The following is a 20,458-nucleotide window of genomic DNA, read 5'->3' as shown; positions in this document are numbered from 1 at the left end:
CCTCGTGGTTCACTGGGTGGCATGAGGCGTCATCTGCCCCGCGTGCTCCGGGCGCTGTCGGTGGTCGTGCTCGGCGTGGGGGTCGTGCACGTGGCGTGGTTGTTCATCGAGCACCTGCAACACCCCGAGTGGTCCGCCCCAGCCTCGGCGAACCTCGTGTACCTGGCGCCCTACGTGATGGCGGCCGGGACCCTGTACGGGTTGTCCTGCGTGTTCAGCCCCCGGACGGTGCCCGGTCCCTGAGGTGTCGGCCCAGCGGCCGGGGAGGTCGCGAGATTCAACGACACGCGGACGCCGCCGGCTCGCGTGTGGCACCTCCCGACACATTTCCGGGTGGAGAAACCCCAAGGATCCTTGGGGTTTCTCCACCCGGAAATGCAGTCAGGCAGCACCATGGAGGTCATGAGCCATCCCGGGGGACCCTCGAGCGCGCACCCCGGTGCAGCCCCGTCCGGCCTCAGCGGCGGCCGCATCGCCCTGCTGGCGGCGACAGTCGGCTACGCGATCTTCGTGGTCTGGCAGGCCTTCACCCTGCCCGAGACCGTGCCCGGGCACATGGACGCCGCGGGCAACATCACCCGGTGGGCCTCCCGGACCGAGCACGTGCTGCTGGCGGCCGGCGTCGGGGTCCTGATGGTGGCGGTGTTCCTCCTGCCGACGATGCTCACGAAGCGGATGCCCCTGTCGATGGTCAACCTGCCCCACAAGGAGTACTGGACCCGCCCCGAGAACTGGCCGGCCGCGCAGCGCCGGCTCCGCGACGACCTCGGCTGGATGGGGGCGGCGACCCTGGCCTTCATGGGGTTCGTCATGGCGCAGGTCGGCGGGGCGGCGAACGGCGAGACCCAGCCCGTGTGGGTGTTCTGGGTGGTCACCGGGGTCTTCCTCGTGGGCGTGCTGGCCTACTCGACGTGGATGAGCCTCGGCTCGCGCTGGCGCCCGCCCGCCGACGCCGAGTCACGCGTCAGTCGCTGACCAAGTCCTCGAGCCGGTCGAGCACGTCGGGTCGTCCGGCGAGCGTGAGCCTCCGCCGAGGACGCCCCCCGCCCGGCCCGCGCACCGCGAGGCACGACTCCTCGACCACGACCCACGCCGCGGCGATGTCCCAGGCGTTGAGGTTCTCCTCGTAGTAGGCGTCGAGCCGCCCGGCGGCGACCGCACACAGGTCGAGCGAGGCAGCTCCGTGGCGGCGGATGTCGCGCACGCGCGGCAGCACGCGGGCGACCGCCGTCGCCTGCCGCTCCCGCACCGCCGGGTCGTAGGCGAACCCCGTGCCGACCAGCGAGCGGGCCAACTCGGCGGCGGGGGTGGGGGAGAGCACTCGGTCGCCGTGCCGGGCGCCCCCACCGCGGCGGGCGGTGAACAGGTCGCCGGTCACCGGGTTGAAGACGGCCCCCGCGACCGGGAACCATGCCCCCTCGGTGCGCGCGTCTCCGACGACCGCCGCCACCGACACCGCGTACTCGTCGTTGTCGTAGAGGTAGTTGACCGTGCCGTCGATCGGGTCGACCAGCCACGTGATGCCGCTGGTGCCGGGCCGGTCGAGCCCCTCCTCGCCGACCACGCCGTCCTCGGGACGCCGCGCGCCCAGCAGCGCGTGGGCCAGGTCCTCGCTGCGGCGGTCCATCACCGTGACGATGTCGATGGCGCTGGTCTTGGTGGCGGCCACCGACACCCGCTCGGGGCGTTCGTCGACCACCAGCCGCCCGCAGGCGACGGCCACCTCGGTGGCCACGGTGAGGAGCTCGTCGAGGAGGTCGGGGGGCAGGTCGGCCACCGCCCGAGGGTCGGGCGCGCCCAGCAGGTCCATGGCTCCAGCCTGCCACCGACGGGGCAGAATGCGACCATGACCGTGACCTACGCCATCCTGGGGGCCGGCCAGCGCGGCACCATCTACGGCCGCTGGATCGCCGCCCACCCCGACCGGGCCCGCGTGGTGGCGATCGCCGACCCCGACCCGGTCGCCCGCGAGCGGCTGGCGGCCGAGTGCGGCGTCCCGGCCGGGGCGGTGTTCGCGAGCTGGCAGGAGCTGCTGGGAGCGGGCACCGACGCCGACAGCACGATCATCGCCACCCAGGACCGCGACCACGTCGCTCCCGCCTTCGCCGCCCTGGCGGCCGGCCACCACGTCCTGCTCGAGAAGCCCATGGCCCTGACCGCCGAGGACTGTCGCGCGATCGCCCGGGCCGCCACGGCGTCCGACCGCCTGTTCGCCGTGTGCCACGTGCTGCGCTACACCCGCTACACCCGGCTCGTGCGCCGCCTGATCTCCGAGGGGGCGATCGGCGAGCCCGTGTCGATGCAGCACCTCGAGCCGGTGGGCTGGTTCCACTTCGCGCACAGCTTCGTGCGGGGCAACTGGCGCAACGAGGCGACGTCGTCGCCGTTCCTGCTGGCCAAGTGCACCCACGACCTCGACTGGATGGCCCACGTCATGGGCACCACGGTCGCCCGCGTGGCGAGCTTCGGCTCCCTGCGCCACTTCACCGCGGCGAACGCCCCCGAGGGCGCCACCGACCGCTGCACCACGTGTCCGCACCAGCAGACCTGCCCCTACTCCGCGGTCGACATCTACCTCACCCGCCCCGTCGGGCGGCCGGGGGGCTGGCCGGGCGAGGTGCTGGCGTCCACCCCCGAGGGCGTTCCGGACGCCGTGCGCACCGGTCCCTACGGGCGCTGCGTCTACGCCTGCGACAACGACGCCGTGGACCACCAGGTCGTCGCGATCGAGTTCGCCGACGGCACCACCGGCACTCTCACCGTGACGGCGTTCACGCCGCTGGAGGACCGGCAGACCCGCATCTTCGGCACGAGGGGCCAGCTCGAGGGCGACGGCGCGACGGTCCGCGTCTTCGACTTCGCGACGCGGGCCTGGACCGAGTACCCCGTCGACGGGCCCGAGGGAGGCACCGGCGACGGGCACGGCGGCGGCGACGGCGGCCTGCTCTCGGACTGGACCGCCGCGGTCGCGGCCAACGACGCCACGGTCGTGGGCGCCGACGTCGAGGCGACCCTGGCGGCCCACCTCGCGGTGTTCGCCGCGGAGGAGTCGCGGCACAGTTGCCGGGTGGTTGGTGTCAATGGGGTTACGTCTTGACCACGGGGCGTGCCATCGCTGGGCACAGCCGCGAAGCGGTGCAAAAATGCCCCATACGTCCGTGGACCATCGAGAGGACAAACTCGCGTGACCAAGCTCCGCTCCTTCGCCGTCGCCGCCGTGGCCGGCCTCGCCGCCGTCAGCCTCGCCGCCTGTGCGAACAACTCCGCCACCCCCGCCGCCCAGAACACCGCCGCCGCCGGTGGCGACAGCGCGATCACGCTGGTCAACCCCGACAAGCTGACGGTCTGCACCCACCTGGCGTTCAAGCCCTTCCAGTTCAAGGACAACTCCGGCGCCATCGTCGGCTACGACGTCGACCTGATCGACCTCGTCGCCGAGGACCTCGGCGTCGAGCAGGAGATCGTCGACATCTCCTTCGACCAGATCACCTCCGGCTCGGTCTTCGCCGCCAAGAAGTGCGACATCGGCGCCGCCGCCATCACCATCCGTGAGGAGCGCGCCAAGGCCGCCACCTTCAGCAAGCCCTACTTCGACTCGACGCTGGCCCTGCTGGTCAAGACCGACTCGGGCATCACCAAGGTCGAGGACCTCGCCGGCAAGCAGATCGCCGTCCAGACCGACACCACCGGCAAGGACTGGGCCGACGAGAACGCCGAGAAGTACGGCTACACCACCCGCGTGTTCGACGACATGCCCACCGGCACCAACTCGGTCCTCGGTGGCGTGACCGCCGCCACGATCAACGACAACGGCGTGCTGTTCGACTTCGCCAAGGACAACCCGACCACCAAGGTCGTCCAGGAGTTCGAGACCGGCGAGCAGTACGGCTTCAACGTCGGCAACGACAACAAGGCCCTCGCCACCAAGATCGACGAGGTCCTCGACGCCGCCCGCGCCGACGGTCGCTTCAACGACATCTACAAGAAGTGGTTCGGGGTCGACGCGCCCACGAAGTGACCCACACCCGCGGCGTCCGGCTGCCCCGATGAGGGGGTGGCCGGACGCCGCGGCGTGACTCCCCACGACCCGACAGGAGCACGATGAGCACCACCACGCAGCCCGGAACCGTGCCGCGCAAGAAGCTCTCCCCGCGCAAGCGGGCCCAACGCATCCGGTGGATCCAGTACGCGATCCTCGCCGCGGTCCTCGTGCTCGTCGTGCTGAACGTCGACGGCCGCCAGGTGCAGTCGGTGTTCTTCCGCACCGACCTCATCCAGGTCACCCTCACCTCGGGCCTGCCGCGGGCGCTGCTGAACACGGTGCTGTACACGTTCGGCGCGTTCGTCTTCGGCCTGACCCTGGGCACCCTGCTCGCCCTGATGCGCCTGTCGCAGGTCGCCCCCTACCGCTGGATCGCCTCGATCTACATCGAGTTCTTCCGCGGCGTCCCGGCCCTGATCGTCCTGCTGGCGTTCGGCCTGCTGTCGGTGGCGTTCCCGGGCCTGAGGTTCCCGCTCGACCCGTACGGCACCGTCTGGACGGCGCTCGGCATGGTGTCGGCGGCGTACATGGCCGAGACGATCCGCGCCGGCATCCTCGCGGTGCACAAGGGCCAGGTCGAGGCCGCCCGGGCGCTCGGAATGCCGTCGGGCATGGCCATGCGCCGCATCGTGCTGCCGCAGGCGTTCCGCATCATCACCCCGCCGCTGACCAACGAACTCGTCCTGCTCACCAAGGACTCCTCGCTGGTCTACGTGCTCGGCCTCACGGCGTCCGCCTTCGAGCTGACGAAGTTCGGCCGCGACATCTCCAACAGCAACGGCAACCTGACCCCGCTGGTCGTCGCCGGCCTGTGCTACCTGTTCATCACCCTCCCGCTCACGTTCCTCGTGCGGCGCATGGAGGCCAAGGCCAAGAAGGCACGGTGAACCCCATGACTGTTCCGGCACAGATCCCCACCGGCGACCGCCGCGACGAGATCCAGGTCTACGACCTGCACAAGAGCTTCGGCGACGTCGAGGTGCTCAAGGGCATCTCGCTGACGGTCCACACCGGCGAGGTCGTCTGCGTGATCGGCCCGTCGGGCTCGGGCAAGTCGACCCTGCTGCGCTGCGTGAACCTGCTCGAGGAGCCCACCTCGGGCCGGGTGTTCATCATCAACGAGGAGATCACCGACCCCGACGCCGACGTGGACGCCATCCGCACCAAGATGGGCATGGTCTTCCAGTCCTTCAACCTGTTCCCGCACCTCACCGTGCTGCAGAACTGCACGATCGGCCCGATCGCGGTCAAGAAGGTCCCCAAGGCCGAGGCCGAGAAGCAGGCGCTCAACTACCTCGACCAGGTCGGCCTGAAGCACCGCGCGGACGCCTTCCCGGCCCAGCTGTCGGGCGGCCAGCAGCAGCGCGTCGCGATCGCGCGCGCCCTGACCATGGACGTCGAGATGGTGCTCTTCGACGAGCCCACCTCAGCCCTGGACCCCGAGCTCGTCGGCGACGTGCTCGACGTCATGCGGCGCCTGGCCGAGACTGGCATGACGATGATGGTCGTCACCCACGAGATGGCGTTCGCGCGCGAGGTCGCCGACCGCGTCATCTTCATGGACGGCGGCGTCATCGTCGAGGAGGGCCACCCCGACCAGGTCATCGGCAACCCGCAGCACGAGCGCACGCGCACCTTCCTGGACCGGGTGCTCAACCCGACCCACGTGCACACCGGCGACGAGGACGCCGCGCACGCGGCCCGGCACGCCCACGAGCTGGGGGTCGAGGCGGCCGGGGCACTGAACGACCCCGCGCTGCGCACCGACAACCCGGGGCGCTCGCGCCTGTAGGGACCGATCAGGCGGGCTCGACGGCGGAGGCCTCGAGCCCGTCGGGCCGACGCCGCTTGGCCTGGCGCACGCGCCAGACGATGAACACGACCAGCGCCGACACCGCGGTCACCCCGACGACGATGGCGGCCGCGGGGTTGCGCGCCCACAGCAGCGCCAGCGACTCGAAGCCGGCATAGCCGACCGTGCCGTACAGGAACGCCCACATCACGCAGCCGACGATCATGGCCGGCAGGTAGCGGACCAGGGGCATCCGGGACGCCCCCGCGGCCATGTTGACCAGCGTCTGGAAGCCGATGGTGAGGAACGACACCGAGACCACGGGCGGGCCCCACTGGTTCAGGTGCTCGACGGCGCGCTGGTAGCCGGGGGAGTCCATGATCCTCCGGGCGCGCGTCCTCGAGGCGCCGGCCGAGATGGCCCGGCCCAGCCAGTAGGTGCCGTTGGCGCGCAGGAACACGATGACGAACAGGCCGGCCACGACCACCAGGTAGGGGGCGTCCCACGTCAGTGGGTTGAAGTTCACCGGCGTTCCTCGTTCTCTCGTCAGTCCCGGGTCATCGCCTGGCTGCGGTCGGCGGCGCGGCCCATCGTCCACGCGCCCACCCAGATGGCCAGCACGCCCAGGGTCGAGCCGGGGCGTCCGGGATGCACCACGGTACCCGTCAACCAGACCAGCAGCGTGCCGAGGGCCAGCATTCCGAACGCCAGCACGGCCAGCGTGGTGTCCTGCCGGGGGCCCAGCGGGGGGATCATCCGCAGCTCGAGGCGTCCGAGGAGGGGGACCGCGGCGGCGACGACGAGGGTCGATGCGACGGCCAGCGTGGCGGGGGAGAGCAGCGCGGGTGCCGCCACCGGGGCCGCCAGCGCGAGCAGGGCCAGCGCCCCGCCGGTGAGCCCGATGATCGGGATGTGCCACAGGTACACGCTCACCATGACCGCGTTGAGCAGCCCCAGCCCCTTCTCGAGGGCGGGCGGCAGGGACGCCAGCACCCCCGACCGCTCGACCAGGCCGAGGACGCCGCACTGGGCCAGCGCCAGGGACGCCATCGCCAGCGTGGGGGGCTGGATGTTCGCGATCGGCAGGTCGGCGAACCCGACCGAGGTGGGCGGGTAGCCGAAGCCGAACACCAGCAGCGCCACGCCCGCCGCGCCGGCCGCGATGGACGCCCAGGCCACCCACACGGGACCACGCCGCCACCAGCCCCGCTGGTAGGCGATGCCGAACTGGTGCACCAGCGGCCACACGAACATCAGGTTGAGGTAGCGCAGCTCGTCGTTGTCGACCGCGAATGACCAGGCGTCCACGGCCGCGGCCAGCACGGCCAGCACCAGCATCGGCGCGACCCCGAACCGGTCGTGCAGCCGCACCGCCCCCGGGGCGACGACCACGATGCCCAAGTAGGTGGTGATGAACCACAGCAGCTGCATGAGCAGGCGGCTGAGCTCGGACGCCGCGTCGAGGAACCCCGCCCACGCGGCCAGCGAGAACCCGATCGCGCAGAAGGTGACGAACACCACCAGCGGCCCGATCAGGCGTCGCCCCCGGCTGGCGAGGTAGTGGCCGGCGGAGGTCCCCTCGCGGTGCATGCGGTCGACGGTCAGGGTGTGCGCGAAGCCGCCCGCCACGAAGAACAGCGGCATGATCATGAGCACCCACGTGAGCGGGTAGAGCCAGGTGGGCGCCGCCCACGGCTCGAGCGTCAGCCCGGCGTCGGTGAGGCGGATGCGGTACAGCAGCGTGTGGAACACCACCACGACCAGCACCGAGAGCGCACGGGCCACGTCGATCACGTGGTTGCGAGCTCCCCCTGACATCACCGGGTCATGCTAGTGGGAGCGCAGTAGGGTGGCCGCGTGCAAGGGGCGATCGGTGGGATTTCGACGATCTGGGTGGTCATCGGAGTCGGCTGGCTGATCGCGCACCTCGGCCTGGTCAACCAGGGCGGACGCCGCCTGATGTCGGTGCTGGCCTTCACGGTCGGGTCGCCGGCGCTGCTGTTCTCGCTGATGTCCACCGCCGACCTGCAGCACGTGTTCTCGCACACGGTGCTGGTGTCGATCCTCGCCGTGGTCATCGCCGGCTCGCTCTACCTGGCTCTCGCGATCCCGCTGTTCAGGCCCTCGCTCGGCGACGGCGTGATCGGGTTCATGTCCTCGATGTACACCAACGCCGCCAACTTCGGCCTGCCGGTCGCGGTTGCCCTCCTGCACGACGCCACGTGGATCGCGCCCATCCTGCTGATGCAGCTCGCGTTCATCATGCCGATGTGCCTGGCGCTGCTCGACGTCGCCGCGAAGCGCTCCGAACCGGGGTCCACCCGGTGGGTCAGCTACCTGTCCCTGCCCTTCCGCAACCCGATCACGATCGGCATCCTCGCCGGGCTGGCCGTCAACCTGGCCGGCGTGCAGGTGCCCGAGGTGGTCATGCGGCCCATCGACATGGTCGGCGGCATCGCCCTGCCCCTGATGCTGATGGCCTTCGGCGTGTCCCTGCGCCTGGACCCGCTGCCCGGCAAGGGGCCGCACCGCGCCCCGATGTGGATCGCCACGGCCATCAAGGTCGTCGTCCACCCGTTCGCCGCCTGGGCCGTGGGCACACTGATGGGGCTCAGCGGCACCGACCTGTACGCCGTCGTAGTGCTGGGCGCCCTGCCCGCGGCCCAGAACGTGTACGTCACCGCCACGAAGTACGGGCAGGGCGAGCTGCTCGCCCGCGACGCCGTGTTCTGGTCGACGATCCTCTCGGTCGCCTCGCTGCTGGTCATCGCCGCCCTCCTCGGGTGAGGCTAGGTTGGAGGGCGTGGACGACCTCAACCTGACCTCCGACGTCTCCGACTTCGACTTCGACCGCTCCGCGCTCGCGTCGTGGCGGCAGTTCGCCGAGCGGCTCGCCGAGGTGCTGTCCGTGATGGACGCCGGGGCCACCCTGGCGATCGGCTCGCTCGCGCTCGAGGGCGAGACCACGCCCCACGTGCTGTTCACCTGCCGCGAGGGCGGCGAGCTGGTGGCCGAGGCCACCACGGACGGGCTGCCGGAGGGCTCCGGGGCCGAGCTCGAGGCGTCCGGGTGGGAGCCGGTGGCCGCGAAGCCGGGCACGTATGCCCGGCGGGGCACCCAGGAGGCCCCCGACGACCTGGCCGTGGCGGCGTCCGACGCGCTGCGGGAGGTGCACGGCGTGCAGCACCCCGCGCTGCTGGCCCCCGACCAGCTGGCCGACATTCTTACCCCGACGCCGCTCGAGGGCGCGCAGCTGGCCCGCTACGAGCCGGCGCGGATCGAGCCGATCCTCGCGCGCACCGCGCCCGAGCTCGACGCCGCGCTCGCCGGCGAGCTCACCCTGTACCTGGGGCACGCGCCCCTGCGCGACGACAGCGGCGACCTCGCCCTGCGGGTCGGGTCGACGATGGTCTTCGTCCGGCCGGCGCTGGACGCCCAGGAGGTGCTGCTGTTCGCCCCGCTGGTGCACGACGTCGAGGGCCGCTCGCGCGCCATGGAGGTGCTCAGCGACCTCAACACCGAGGCGCGCTGGGTGCGGTTCCTGCTCATCCGCGACCGGGTGTACGTGAGCATGTCGGTGCCCGCCGACCCGCTCATCCCGGCGCACCTGGAACGGGCACTGCGTATCGTGTCCCTGATCAGCGACAGCATGGACGAGGCGCTGGCCGAGAAGCTGCGGGGGCGCACGACCTTCCCCGGCCCCGAGGCCGACTGACCGACACGACGGGGGCGCGGAGGGTGCGTCACGGGACTTCGGTGCGGACTGTAAGCTCCCCCCTGTGGATTCGCTTGGCTACTTCGTGACGATCGACCCCGATGAGTGTCGTCGTCTCATGGGTGATGCGGTTGTGGGGCGTGTGTCCTGGGTGTCCGAGGACGGCCGCCTGCAGGTGCTGCCGGTGAACTACGGCCTCGTCGACGACCGGATCGTCTTCCGCGTCGCGCAGGGCACCATCCTGGAGGAGCTCGCCACGCCGCGCGCGGTGGCCTTCCAGGTCGACGACCTCGACGGGCAGACCGCCACCGGCTGGTCGGTCCTGGTCCAGGGGAGGACTGGGCCCTGGTCGGGCGAGGTCCCCGTCATCTCGCCGTGGGCCCCCGGCCGCCGCGAGGTCGCCGTCGCCATCGAGCCGACCAGCTGGTCGGGTCGCTCGGTGTCGGCCGACGAGGGTGTCTGACCGACCTCCTAGACTCGCGGGCATGTCCTACCCGCACACCCGACGAGACGACCTCGTCGAGAACCTCCACGGCACCGACGTCGCCGACCCCTACCGCTGGCTCGAGGATGCCGACGACCCCGAGGTGACCGCTTGGGTCGCCGCCCAGCGCGACTTCGCCGAGGCCGCCCTCGGGCAGCTGCCGGCCCGCGCCTGGTTCGCCGAACTCATGGGCCGGATCGTGGCGAGGCCGCGCGCCGGAGTCCCGGTGAAGCGGGGCGGGCGGTGGTTCGTGAGCCGCAACGACGGCACCACGCCCCAGGACGTCTGGTACACCGCCGAGACCCTCGACGACCTCGTGGCTGGCGGCGAGGTCGCGCTCGACCCTAACTCCTGGAGCGAGGACGGCACGTCGTCGCTGTCGACGTTCTCCGTGGCCCGCGACGGCTCGCTGATGGCGTACGCGCGCAGCGACGGCGGGTCGGACTGGCAGAGGATCCGCGTGCGCGACCTCGCGACGGGGGAGGACCTCGACGACGAGGTCACCGCCAAGTTCTCCTCGCCGGGCTGGCTGCCCGACCACCGCAGCTTCCTGTACACGACCTACGACCAGGCCGCGGACGCCCGGGGGACCGCCACCGAGGGCCTCGGCGTCGCGCGCCTGATGGTGCACCGCCTCGACGGCGACGACGAGCACCTGCTCAGCTTCCCCGACGAGCCGCACACCATGGGGTACGGGCAGGTCAGCCACGACGACGCGTGGCTCGTCGTGAGCATCGTGCGGGGCACCGAGAACACCAACCGGGTGTGGGCCTACCCGATCACCACGGCCGACGGCCGCTCCACCCTGGGCGAGCCGGTCAAGGTGGTCGACGTCGCCGACGCCGAGTACGGCTTCGTCCGCGTCGACGGTTCCCAGCTGTACCTCCAGACCGACCTGGACGCCCCGCTGGGCCGCGTGGTGCGCGTGGACCTCGACTGGGCGGCCCGCGGCGACGTGGAGTTCGCCGAGGTCGTGCCCGAGCGCCGCGCCACCCTCGCCGCGGTCGAGGCCGCGGGCCCCGGGCTCCTGCTGGCCCACCTCGACGACGCCCAGCCGGTCGTGGAGTACTGCGAGCTCGACGGCACCAACCCCCAGCCCGTCGACCTGCCCGCCGGCGCGCTCGTGGCGCTGGACTCCTCACCCCTGCGCGACGAGGCCTTCGTCGGCATCAGCACGCTCGACGCGCCGACCGCGGCGTTCCACGTCACGCTGCCGACCGGCGAGGCGGGGCCGGTGGTCGAGCGGGTCGAGCTCGCGGCGTCCGGGGTGGCGAGCTTCGCGCCCGCCCACACCACGACGCGCGAGCGCGCCACGAGCGCCGACGGCACCGAGGTGCCCTACTTCCTGGTCACCCCCGACGACGGCCGCACCGGCCCGCGCCCGACCCTGCTGTGGGGCTACGGCGGGTTCAAGATCCCGATCTTCGCCGACTACCGGCCCGGCTGGTCCGCGTGGCTGGCGGCGGGCGGGGCGATCGCGATCGCCAACCTGCGCGGCGGCGGCGAGTTCGGCACCGCCTGGTACGACGCCGGGCGCCTGGCCCACAAGCAGAACGTCTTCGACGACGTCATCGGCGTCGCCGAGCACCTGGTCGCGATCGGCGCCACGACGCCCGGGCAGCTCGCGCTGTACGGCCGCTCCAACGGCGGACTGCTCGTGGGCGCCGCGATGACCCAGCGACCCGACCTCTTCGGCGCGGTGGTGCCGGGCGTGGGCGTGCTCGACCTGCTGCGGTTCCACAAGTTCACGATCGGCGCAGCCTGGATGAGCGACTACGGCGACCCCGACACCCCCGAGGGCTTCGCTGCGGCGCACGCCTACTCGCCGCTGCACAACGTCCGCGAGGGCACGGCATACCCGCCGACCCTCGTGCTGACCGCCGACCACGACGACCGGGTCGTCCCGCTGCACAGCTTCAAGTTCGCCGCGGCGCTGCAGCACGCGCAGGGCTCGGACGCCCCGGTGCTGCTGCGCGTCGAGGGCTCGGCCGGGCACGGGGCGGGGAAGTCACTGCAGATGGTGGCCAGCGAGTGGGCCGACCTGCTCGCGTTCGTCGCGCACCACACGGGGCTCGACGCGCCCGGGGCCTGACCGCAACGCCGGACACGGCGTTATCGAGTTGTTAAGGTCGAGGCATGACCGTGGTCCGGGCCGAGGAGGTGCGGCTGGCGCAGGCGCGCCGGCCGTCCACCTTCGCCCTCAAGGTCATCATGGCCGTCACGGGCGTGGTGTTCGTCGCCTTCGTCTTCGTGCACATGGTCGGCAACCTCAAGGTGTACGGCGGCGCCGAGTCGCTCGACGGCTACGCGCGCTGGCTGCGTGAGGTCGGCTACCCGCTGATCCCGCACCGGGGCGTGCTCTGGGCGCTGCGGGTCGTCCTGCTGGCCAGCCTGGTCGCGCACGTGGGCGCGTCCCTCGTGCTGTGGCGCCGGGGCCGGCAGGCGCGAGGCCGGTTCCGCCGGCGTCGCTCGACCACGGCGACGGCGTGGGTGGCCCGCACGATGCTGCTCGGCGGGCTGTTCATCCTGGCGTTCGTGGTGGTGCACCTGCTCGACCTCACGATCGGTCAGGTCCTCGCCCCCGGTTCCCACCGGCACGCGGAGGCCGACGGCACGATCCACGCCTACCACAACCTCGTCGAGAGCTTCTCCCGGCCGTGGATGGCCGCCTTCTACGTCGTGTCCATGCTCGTGATCGCCCTGCACATCTGGCATGGCTGGCGCACCGTGCTGCAGGACGTCGGCGCCACCGGCCGCCGGCTGCGCGCGGTCTGGGCCACCCTCGGGGCGCTGATCGCGTGGGCAATCGTGCTGGGCAACGCGCTGATCCCCGTGCTGGTGCAGCTGGGGGCCATCGCATGACCTGGACGATCGCCGACGCCCCGCTGGACGCACACGTCCCCGCCGGCGACCCGCTCACCGCCTGGGAACGCCGCCGCGCCGAGTACCGGCTCGTCAGCCCCGCCAACCGCCGCAACCTGACCGTCATCGTCGTGGGCACCGGCCTCGCCGGGGCCGGCGCGGCCGCCGCGCTGGGAGAGCTGGGCTACCGGGTCGAGTGCTTCACCTTCCACGACGCGCCCCGGCGGGCGCACAGCGTCGCCGCGCAGGGCGGCATCAACGCCCCGAGGGCGCGCAAGGTCGACGGCGACTCCGTGCGCCGGTTCGTCGCCGACGCCGTCAAGGGTGGCGACTTCCGCGGCCGCGAGGCCGACGTCGTGCGGCTGGCCACCGAGTCGGTCCGCGTCATCGACCACCTGCAGGCCATCGGCGCGCCGTTCGCGCGCGAGTACGGCGGCCAGCTCGCCACCCGCAGCTTCGGCGGCGTCCAGGTCTCGCGCACGTACTACACGCGCGGCCAGACCGGCCAGCAACTGCAGGTCGCGGCGTCCCAGGCCCTGCTGCGGCAGGTCTCCCGCGGGACCGTCCGGCTGCACACGCGCACCGAGATGCTCGACCTCGTCGTCGCCGACGGGCGCGCCCAAGGCATCGTGACCCGGGACCTGGTCACCGGGGCCATCGGCGTCCACACCGGCCACGCCGTGGTGCTGGCGACCGGCGGGTACGGCTCGGTCTACTTCCACTCGACCCTCGCGGTGAACTCCAACGCCACCGCGACCTGGCGGGCGCACCGGCGGGGCGCGCTGTTCGCGAGCGCGAGCTTCGTGCAGTTCCACCCCACCGCGCTGCCGGTGAGTTCGCCTTGGCAGTCCAAGACCACGCTGATGAGCGAGTCGCTGCGCAACGACGGCCGGATCTGGGTGCCGGTCGCCGCGGGCGACGAGCGGCCGCCGGGCGAGATCCCCGAGGCCGAGCGCGACTACTACCTCGAGCGCCGCTACCCGGCCTACGGCAACCTGACCCCGCGCGACATCGCCTCCCGGGCGGCGCGCGACGAGATCGTGGCCGGCCGCGGCGTGGGGCCGCTGCGCAACTCGGTCTACCTCGACTTCCGCGACGCCATCGCGCGGCTGGGGCGCGCGGTGATCGCCGAGCGCTACGGCAACCTGTTCGCGATGTACACCGACGTCACCGGCGAGGACCCGTACGTCGAGCCCATGCGCATCGCACCCGGCGCCCACTTCACGATGGGCGGCCTGTGGTCGGACTACGACCAGATGACCACCGTGCCCGGCCTGTTCGTCGGTGGGGAAGCCGGCTCGAACTACCACGGCGCCAACCGCCTGGGCGCGAACTCCCTGCTCAGCGCGTGCGTCGACGGCTGGTTCACGCTGCCGTTCTCGGTCCCGAACTGGCTGGCCCCGCTCAACGGGACGCCGACCCTCGCCCCCGACGCCCCGGAGGCCGTGGCCGCCGTCGACGCCGTCCGGCAGCGCACCGCGCACCTGCTCGAGAACGCCGGGACGCGGCGGCCCACGTGGTTCCACCGGCGGCTGGGGGAGATCCTCTACGCCGGGTGCGGCGTCTCCCGAACCGAGGCAGGCCTCCGCCGTGCGCTGGACGAGGTGCGCGAGCTGGGCGCCGAGTTCTGGGCCGACGTCCGGGTCGGCGGGCCGGGGGACCGGCTCAACCAGGAGCTCGAGCGCGCGGGCCGGGTGGCCGATTTCCTGGAGCTGGCCGAGCTGATGGTGCTGGACGCGCTCGACCGGACCGAGTCGTGCGGGGCGCACTTCCGCGAGGAGTACGCCACCGACCTGGGCGAGGCCCGCCGCGACGACGCGCGCTGGGCGAACGTGTCGGCGTGGGAGACCACCGCGTCGGGGGCGCACGTGCGGCACACCGAGCCACTCGCCTTCGACCTCGTGCCGCTGCAGGTGAGGGACTACCGATGAGGATCGAGGTCGAGGTCTGGCGCCAGGACGGCCCCCGCGAGCGGGGTCGGTTCGAGACGCACGTCGTCGAGGACGCCACCCCCGAGATGAGCCTGCTCGAGCTGCTCGACCGGCTCAACGACACCCTCGCCGAGGCGGGGCAGGAACCCATCCAGTTCGAGTCCGACTGCCGCGAGGGCGCCTGCGGCGCGTGCGGCGTCACCGTGAACGACGTGCCCCACGGCCCGGTGCCCAGGACGCCGTCGTGCCGCCAGCACCTGCGCTCCTTCGGCGGCATCACCCGGCTGCGGATCGAGCCGCTGCGCTCGGCCGCCTACCCCGTGGTCCGCGACCTCGTGGTCGACCGCTCCGCCCTGGACCGGCTCATCCAGGCCGGCGGACACGTCGACGTCGCCACCGGGACGGCCCCCGACGCCGACGCGGTGCTGGTCACCCACGACGACGCCGAGCTCGCCCTCGACTTCGCCGCCTGCATCGGGTGCGGCGCCTGCGTGGCCGCGTGCCCCAACGGGGCGGCGCACCTGTTCGCCGGGGCCAAGCTGGCGCACCTCGCGCTGCTGCCGCACGGGCGCCTCGAGCGCGGCCGCCGTGCCGTGGCGATCGTCGACCAGCTGGACGCCGAGTTCGGTCCCTGCTCGACCTACGGGGAGTGCGTCGAGGTCTGCCCGGCCGGGATCCCGCTGACCGCGGTGGCCGCCGTCCACCGCGAGCGCCTGCGCAGCGTGTTCCGCGGGCGCGCCGACTGAGTCGGTGCAACGGATCGCGGCCCCGATGCGTGGAACAGCCATGAAGCGTTCGCTGCCCGCGTCCCTGCTCGCCCTGGCCGCCGCCCTCGCGCTGGCCGGCTGCACCACGTACACCGGCACCCCGGCCGCCCCGCCGGCGTCCGAGACCGTGCCGACCGAGCCGGGCTGGGAACCCACGCCGTTCGACTGCGCGACCCTGGCCACCGAGGGCGACACGCCCGAGCAGCTGCCCGAGGGGGCCGCCCGCATCACGTTGTGCGACGAGCCGGGGCACGAGATCCGGCAGACCACCCCGCCCGACGCGCTGGTCTCCGACACGGCCGCGGTCGTGTCGGCCTACAACACCCAGGAACACGCGAACCTCGCGGTGATGGCGTGCACCGCCGACCTCGGCCCGGCGTACCGGATGGTGTTCGAGTACCCCGGCGGCGAGACCGTCTCGGTGCGCGGCGAGATGTACGGCTGCCGCGTCGTCGGCGACAAGACCGGCGCGCAGGCGGTGCTCGGCGCCTTCACCACGGCCCTCACGGCCCAGCGCGAGCACGTCCCGGTCACCGTGTCCGACCCGCTGGCCAACGCGACCTGCGCGACCGACGCCTCGTGGGCGTCGTGGCTGACCCCCGGCATGGCCGACACCGTCGCCGGCTACCGCTGCGCCCAGGTAGGGGCCGAGGCCGCGACCGAGCCCACCCGCTTCGATGAGGCGGCGTGGGCGACGATCCGCGACGACTGGACGGCGAACGCCGCGAAGGGTTCCCGCACCGACGACGAGATCAACACCTGCCAGCAGGTCCACCTCGACCAGCTGGTCGGGCTGAACGCCGCCGGTGAGAAGGTCTCCCTGAACGGCATGTGCGGCGTCTTCGAGGTCTGGTCCGCCGGCGACCTGGAGTCGTGGGTCTGGCGACCCGGGCCCGCGGCGTCCGAGCTGTTGGGCCTGGGCGGCTGAACCCGCCCTAGTAGCATGGGCGGGCCATGCCCACAGCCCAGCCCACGATCACGTTCGACGCCAACCTGCCCATCAGCGCAGCGGTCGACGAGATCCGCGACCTCATCGAGCGCAACCAGGTCGTGGTGGTCGCGGGCGAGACCGGGTCGGGCAAGACGACGCAGCTGCCGAAGATCGCGCTGCTGGCCGGCCGCAAGCGCATCGGGCACACCCAGCCCCGGCGCCTGGCCGCGCGCACGGTCGCCGCCCGCATCGCGCAGGAGATGGGCGTCGAGCTCGGCGACACCGTCGGGTACCAGGTCCGGTTCACGCGGCAGGCGACCAAGCAGACCAAGGTCAAGCTGATGACCGACGGCATCCTCCTCGCCGAGATCGGCCACGACCGCGACCTGCGGCACTACGACACGATCATCATCGACGAGGCCCACGAGCGCAGCCTCAACATCGACTTCCTGCTCGGCTACCTCAAGCAGCTGCTGCCGCGCCGCCCCGACCTGAAGGTGATCATCACCTCGGCGACCATCGACACCGCGCGGTTCTCCGAGCACTTCGGCGACGCGCCGATCGTCGAGGTGTCGGGCCGCACGTACCCGGTCGAGCTGGTCTACGAGCCCCTGGAGAACGAGAACGACCTGGTCGAGGGCATCACCAAGGCGGTCACCCAGCTGCACGCGCTGGCCGAGGGCGACATCCTCGTCTTCTGCTCCGGCGAGCGCGAGATCCGCGACGCCGCGGAGGCGGTCAACGGGCTGAAGCTTTCCAACACCGAGGTGCTGCCGCTGTACGCGCGCCTGAGCGCCGCCGAGCAGGACCGCGTGTTCAGGCCCCACTCCGGCATGCGCGTCGTGCTGGCCACCAACGTCGCCGAGACGTCGCTGACCGTGCCCGGCATCCGCTACGTCGTCGACCCCGGCTACGCCCGGATCAGCCGCTACTCGTCGCGCACCAAGGTGCAGCGCCTGCCGATCGAGGAGATCAGCCAGGCCAGCGCCAACCAGCGCGCCGGCCGGTGTGGACGCCTCGGGCCCGGCATCGCGATCCGCCTCTACTCGGAGGAGAACTTCGAGGCCCGGCCGGAGTTCACCGAGCCCGAGATCCTGCGCACCAACCTGGCCAGCGTCATCCTGCAGATGGCCGACGCGCGGCTGGGCGCGATCGAGGACTTCCCGTTCGTCGAGCCCCCCGACCGCTCCCAGGTCCGCGACGGCCTGCGCCTGCTCAAGGAGCTCGGCGCGCTGGCCGACCCCCGCCAGGGCGAGGCCGAGGGGCAGCGGCTGACGAAGACGGGCCGGCTGCTGGCCAAGCTGCCCGTCGACCCCCGGCTGGGCCGCATGCTCGTCGAGGCCGGACGCCGCGGGTGCGCGTGGGACGTCCTCCCGGTCGTTGCCGCCCTGGCCATCCCCGACGTCCGCGAACGTCCCACCGAGAAGCAGGCCGAGGCGGACGCCCTGCACCGGCGCTTCTGGAGCGAGACCGGCGCGGCCAACGCCGCACGGGGCGAGGCGCACGGCGACCGCGACGCCTCCGACATCGCCGCGATCTGGCGGCTGTGGGACTACCTGCGCAACCAGCGCAACGAACTCTCCGGGAACGCCTTCCGGCGGATGTGCCGCGACGAGTACCTGAACTTCCTGCGCATCCGCGAGTGGCAGGACCTCGTCTCGCAGCTGCGCGAGATCATCGGCGAGCTGGACCTCGACACCCAGGCGTCCAACGCCGACGCCGACACCCGCCGGGCCCGCGCCCGCCAGCCCCGGCAGGCGAGCGCCCACACCCCCGACTGGGACGCCGTGCACACCGCGATCCTGGCCGGCCTGCTGTCCCACGTGGGCCTGCGCGACGAGCGCTCGACGGTGCCGAAGACGCAGCAGCGGCGGGGGCGGCGTCCGATGGCCGAATACCTCGGCGCGCGCGGGGCGCGGTTCGCGATCCAGCCCGGCAGCGCGGCGGCCAAGGCCGAGCCCCCGCTGGCCATGGCGGTCGAGCTCGTCGAGACCACCCGGCTGTGGGCGCGCACCGTCGCGCCGATCACCGCCGAGCAGGTCGAGGCCGTCGGCGGCCACCTGATCACCCGGCAGTACTCCGAGCCGCGCTGGTCGGTGCGGGGTGGGCAGTGCGTGGCCGACGAGCGGGTGCTGCTGCTCGGCGTGCCGATCGTGGCGGGCCGCACGGTCAGCTACGGCCGCATCGACCCGGTCGTGGCGCGCGAGGTGTTCATCCAGTCGGCGCTGGTCGAGGGCCAGTGGCAGACCCGCCACCACTTCTTCAAGCGCAACGAGCGCACCCGCGCCGAGGCCGAGGACCTCTCCGAGCGCACCCGACGCCGCGACATCCTCGTCGATGACCGGGCGATCTTCGCGTTCTACGACGAGAGGGTGCCCGCCGAGATCGTGTCGGTCGCGCACTTCGACCGCTGGTGGCGCGCCAAGCGGCAGCAGGACGAGACCTACCTCGACCTCGTGCTCGACGACCTCGTCGACGCCGAGCAGGTCGACGCGGAGGCGTTCCCCGAGACGTGGACCGTCGGCCCGGCCGACCTGCCGGTCAGCTACCTGTTCGAGCCCGGCGCGCACCGCGACGGGGTGAGCGTCGACATCGACGTCACCGTCCTCAACCAGGTCGACCCGGCCCCGTTCACGTGGCAGGTGCCCGGCCTGCGCGACGAGCTCGCCACCGAGCTGATCCGGTCGCTGCCCAAGGCGGTGCGCACGCGGTTCGTGCCGGCGCCGGACTGGGGGCGTCGCGCGCTCAGCTGGCTCGACGACCACCCCGAGCGGGCGTCGCTGGCCTTCCCGGACGCCCTCGCCGCGGCCCTCGGAGCCCTCTCGGGCGACCCGCTGGACGCCACCCTCTTCAACGAGTCGGTCCTGCCCGACCACCTCACCGTGCGCTACGTCATCACCGACGGACGCCGCGAGCTCGGCGCCGGCAAGGACTTCGAGTCGCTCCGCAAGCAGTTCGCGCCCCGGCTCAACAAGCGGCTGAACGCCGCGGCGTCCGGGATCGCGCACGCGGGCGCGAAGACCTGGGCGTTCGGGACCATCCCGGCCACGACCGAGGTCGACCGCGACCCGACGCCGCTGGTGGGCTACCCGGCGCTGGTCGACCAGGGCGACACCGTGGGCGTCCGGGTGGCGAACACCGCGGCGAAGGCGACGCGGTCGCAGGCACTCGGCCTGCGCCGGCTCGTCACCCTCGTGGCGCCCGACCCGACCCGCAGCGTGTTCGCGCGCCTGTCCAACACCGAGAAGATCGCGCTGTCGGCCGGGCCGTACGACAACCTGAACGCCCTGCTGGCCGACGTGCGGCTCAAGGCCACGGGCGACCTGATGGCCACGCATCGCATCGACCCCGACGCCGTGCGCGACGAGGCCGCCTTCCGCACGGTCGTCGACACGATCCGCCCCGACGCCGCCGAGCGGATGCAGGCGATCACCCGGTCGGCCGCCAAGACGCTGGGCCGCTGGGCCGAGGTGCGCGCCGAGCTGGCGCGGCGTCCCGACGGCGACACCAAGGCCGACATCACCGCCCAGCTCGACAACCTCGTCTTCGCCGGTTTCATCGCCGCCACGCCCGAGCCGCACTTCACCCGCCTGGAGCGCTACCTGCACGCCGTCGACGTGCGGCTGAAGGGCTGGGCGTCCAACCCGGCTCGCGAGGCACAGAACCTCGACGTGATCGCCGAGCTGGAGGACGCTTACGAGGCGGCCATCGACCGCTACGAGGTGGGGGAGCTGCCCCCGGCCGCCGCCGAGGTGGGCTGGCTCCTCGAGGAGCTGCGCGTCAGCCTGTTCGCCCAGTCGCTGGGCACCGCCCAGCCGGTGTCGGCCAAGCGGGTGCGCACGGCGATCAACTCTCTGTAACCGCTCCTGCACATTCGTCTATGGAATCGAACGGTGACATTTGGTAAAGTCACTGATCGGTGACAGGAGGTGGT

18 protein-coding genes are annotated in these 20,458 nt (G+C 72.4%); 15 read left to right on the top strand and 3 right to left on the bottom strand.

The features are described from left to right. The first annotated feature begins 21 nt into the window (after positions 1-21). The gene (locus tag H5397_RS07315) at positions 22-243 is read left to right on the top strand and encodes a hypothetical protein (RefSeq protein WP_182816105.1); all 222 of its coding nucleotides are present in this window, start codon (positions 22-24) and stop codon (positions 241-243) included. A 159-nt stretch (positions 244-402) separates the two neighbouring features. Continuing rightward, positions 403-975: a DUF1648 domain-containing protein gene (locus H5397_RS07310; protein ID WP_182816103.1), complete on the top strand. Its 573-nt coding sequence runs from the start codon at positions 403-405 to the stop codon at positions 973-975. Here the strand turns inward: H5397_RS07310 and H5397_RS07305 are convergent. After that, the gene (locus tag H5397_RS07305; RefSeq protein ID WP_182816101.1) at positions 965-1,810 is read right to left on the bottom strand and encodes an inositol monophosphatase family protein; all 846 of its coding nucleotides are present in this window, start codon (positions 1,808-1,810) and stop codon (positions 965-967) included. The two genes, H5397_RS07310 and H5397_RS07305, sit on opposite strands and share 11 nt — an antisense overlap. 36 nt (positions 1,811-1,846) lie before the next feature. Here H5397_RS07305 and H5397_RS07300 point away from each other — a divergent pair, with 36 nt between their 5' ends. The 4 genes from H5397_RS07300 to H5397_RS07285 all read left to right on the top strand — a co-directional run bounded on the left by H5397_RS07300 (position 1,847) and on the right by H5397_RS07285 (position 5,834). Then, positions 1,847-3,097, top strand: a complete 1,251-nt coding sequence (locus tag H5397_RS07300; protein WP_182816099.1) for a Gfo/Idh/MocA family protein — start codon at positions 1,847-1,849, stop codon at positions 3,095-3,097. A gap of 87 nt (positions 3,098-3,184) precedes the next feature. After that, positions 3,185-4,018 carry an ABC transporter substrate-binding protein gene (locus tag H5397_RS07295; protein ID WP_309224310.1) on the top strand — a complete coding sequence of 278 codons (834 nt, stop codon included), beginning with the start codon at positions 3,185-3,187 and terminating at the stop codon, positions 4,016-4,018. An 83-nt stretch (positions 4,019-4,101) separates the two neighbouring features. Beyond that, on the top strand, positions 4,102-4,929 hold the full coding sequence (locus H5397_RS07290; protein ID WP_182816097.1) for an amino acid ABC transporter permease: 828 nt from the start codon (positions 4,102-4,104) through the stop codon (positions 4,927-4,929). Positions 4,930-4,934: 5 nt separating this feature from the next. Then, positions 4,935-5,834 carry an amino acid ABC transporter ATP-binding protein gene (locus H5397_RS07285; RefSeq protein WP_182816095.1) on the top strand — a complete coding sequence of 300 codons (900 nt, stop codon included), beginning with the start codon at positions 4,935-4,937 and terminating at the stop codon, positions 5,832-5,834. Positions 5,835-5,841: 7 nt separating this feature from the next. Here H5397_RS07285 and H5397_RS07280 read toward each other — a convergent pair whose 3' ends face one another. Both H5397_RS07280 and H5397_RS07275 read right to left on the bottom strand, forming a co-directional pair. Next, a complete protein-coding gene (locus tag H5397_RS07280) occupies positions 5,842-6,360 on the bottom strand; it encodes a DedA family protein (RefSeq protein WP_243760900.1) in 519 nt (172 codons plus the stop codon). 20 nt (positions 6,361-6,380) lie between these two features. Beyond that, positions 6,381-7,652 carry an acyltransferase family protein gene (locus tag H5397_RS07275; RefSeq protein WP_182816093.1) on the bottom strand — a complete coding sequence of 424 codons (1,272 nt, stop codon included), beginning with the start codon at positions 7,650-7,652 and terminating at the stop codon, positions 6,381-6,383. A 39-nt stretch (positions 7,653-7,691) separates the two neighbouring features. Between H5397_RS07275 and H5397_RS18785 the strand changes: the two genes are divergently transcribed. From H5397_RS18785 to hrpA, 9 genes are all read left to right on the top strand, one after another. Next, positions 7,692-8,621 carry an AEC family transporter gene (locus H5397_RS18785; RefSeq protein ID WP_182816091.1) on the top strand — a complete coding sequence of 310 codons (930 nt, stop codon included), beginning with the start codon at positions 7,692-7,694 and terminating at the stop codon, positions 8,619-8,621. Between the two features lie 16 nt (positions 8,622-8,637). After that, positions 8,638-9,549, top strand: coding sequence for a YbjN domain-containing protein (locus H5397_RS07265; RefSeq protein ID WP_182816089.1), 912 nt, complete (start codon positions 8,638-8,640; stop codon positions 9,547-9,549). Between the two features lie 64 nt (positions 9,550-9,613). After that, a complete protein-coding gene (locus H5397_RS07260) occupies positions 9,614-10,012 on the top strand; it encodes a pyridoxamine 5'-phosphate oxidase family protein (RefSeq protein WP_309224309.1) in 399 nt (132 codons plus the stop codon). A 22-nt stretch (positions 10,013-10,034) separates the two neighbouring features. Next, positions 10,035-12,125 (top strand): prolyl oligopeptidase family protein, encoded by a 2,091-nt coding sequence (locus H5397_RS07255; RefSeq protein ID WP_182816085.1) that lies wholly within the window; start codon positions 10,035-10,037, stop codon positions 12,123-12,125. Positions 12,126-12,244: 119 nt separating this feature from the next. Continuing rightward, positions 12,245-12,895 carry a succinate dehydrogenase cytochrome b subunit gene (locus H5397_RS07250; protein WP_243760915.1) on the top strand — a complete coding sequence of 217 codons (651 nt, stop codon included), beginning with the start codon at positions 12,245-12,247 and terminating at the stop codon, positions 12,893-12,895. Then, the gene (locus H5397_RS07245; protein WP_182816081.1) at positions 12,892-14,826 is read left to right on the top strand and encodes a fumarate reductase/succinate dehydrogenase flavoprotein subunit; all 1,935 of its coding nucleotides are present in this window, start codon (positions 12,892-12,894) and stop codon (positions 14,824-14,826) included. Before H5397_RS07250 ends, H5397_RS07245 begins: the two co-directional genes overlap by 4 nt. Further along, positions 14,823-15,572 (top strand): succinate dehydrogenase/fumarate reductase iron-sulfur subunit, encoded by a 750-nt coding sequence (locus H5397_RS07240; RefSeq protein ID WP_182816079.1) that lies wholly within the window; start codon positions 14,823-14,825, stop codon positions 15,570-15,572. Before H5397_RS07245 ends, H5397_RS07240 begins: the two co-directional genes overlap by 4 nt. 40 nt (positions 15,573-15,612) lie before the next feature. Further along, positions 15,613-16,521, top strand: a complete 909-nt coding sequence (locus H5397_RS07235) for a hypothetical protein (protein ID WP_182816077.1) — start codon at positions 15,613-15,615, stop codon at positions 16,519-16,521. 26 nt (positions 16,522-16,547) lie between these two features. Beyond that, positions 16,548-20,384 carry an ATP-dependent RNA helicase HrpA gene (hrpA, locus tag H5397_RS07230; protein WP_182816075.1) on the top strand — a complete coding sequence of 1,279 codons (3,837 nt, stop codon included), beginning with the start codon at positions 16,548-16,550 and terminating at the stop codon, positions 20,382-20,384. The last annotated feature ends 74 nt before the right edge of the window (positions 20,385-20,458 follow it).

This window comes from Propioniciclava sp. MC1683, assembly GCF_014164675.1.
Lineage (GTDB): Bacteria > Actinomycetota > Actinomycetes > Propionibacteriales > Propionibacteriaceae > Propioniciclava.
This window is presented reverse-complemented; position numbering and strand designations above follow the sequence as displayed.

Excerpts from the sequence above, each read along its gene's own strand:
- H5397_RS07305 (WP_182816101.1), bottom strand. The coding sequence starts at position 1,810 with ATGGACCTGCTGGGCGCGCCCGACCCTCGGGCGGTGGCCGACCTGCCC.
- H5397_RS07315 (WP_182816105.1), top strand. The coding sequence starts at position 22 with ATGAGGCGTCATCTGCCCCGCGTGCTCCGGGCGCTGTCGGTGGTCGTG.
- H5397_RS07240 (WP_182816079.1), top strand. The coding sequence starts at position 14,823 with ATGAGGATCGAGGTCGAGGTCTGGCGCCAGGACGGCCCCCGCGAGCGG.
- H5397_RS07310 (WP_182816103.1), top strand. The coding sequence starts at position 403 with ATGAGCCATCCCGGGGGACCCTCGAGCGCGCACCCCGGTGCAGCCCCG.
- H5397_RS07255 (WP_182816085.1), top strand. The coding sequence starts at position 10,035 with ATGTCCTACCCGCACACCCGACGAGACGACCTCGTCGAGAACCTCCAC.
- H5397_RS07300 (WP_182816099.1), top strand. The coding sequence starts at position 1,847 with ATGACCGTGACCTACGCCATCCTGGGGGCCGGCCAGCGCGGCACCATC.
- H5397_RS07235 (WP_182816077.1), top strand. The coding sequence starts at position 15,613 with ATGAAGCGTTCGCTGCCCGCGTCCCTGCTCGCCCTGGCCGCCGCCCTC.
- H5397_RS07275 (WP_182816093.1), bottom strand. The coding sequence starts at position 7,652 with ATGTCAGGGGGAGCTCGCAACCACGTGATCGACGTGGCCCGTGCGCTC.
- H5397_RS07285 (WP_182816095.1), top strand. The coding sequence starts at position 4,935 with ATGACTGTTCCGGCACAGATCCCCACCGGCGACCGCCGCGACGAGATC.
- H5397_RS07245 (WP_182816081.1), top strand. The coding sequence starts at position 12,892 with ATGACCTGGACGATCGCCGACGCCCCGCTGGACGCACACGTCCCCGCC.
- H5397_RS07250 (WP_243760915.1), top strand. The coding sequence starts at position 12,245 with ATGGCCGTCACGGGCGTGGTGTTCGTCGCCTTCGTCTTCGTGCACATG.
- hrpA (WP_182816075.1), top strand. The coding sequence starts at position 16,548 with ATGCCCACAGCCCAGCCCACGATCACGTTCGACGCCAACCTGCCCATC.
- H5397_RS07290 (WP_182816097.1), top strand. The coding sequence starts at position 4,102 with ATGAGCACCACCACGCAGCCCGGAACCGTGCCGCGCAAGAAGCTCTCC.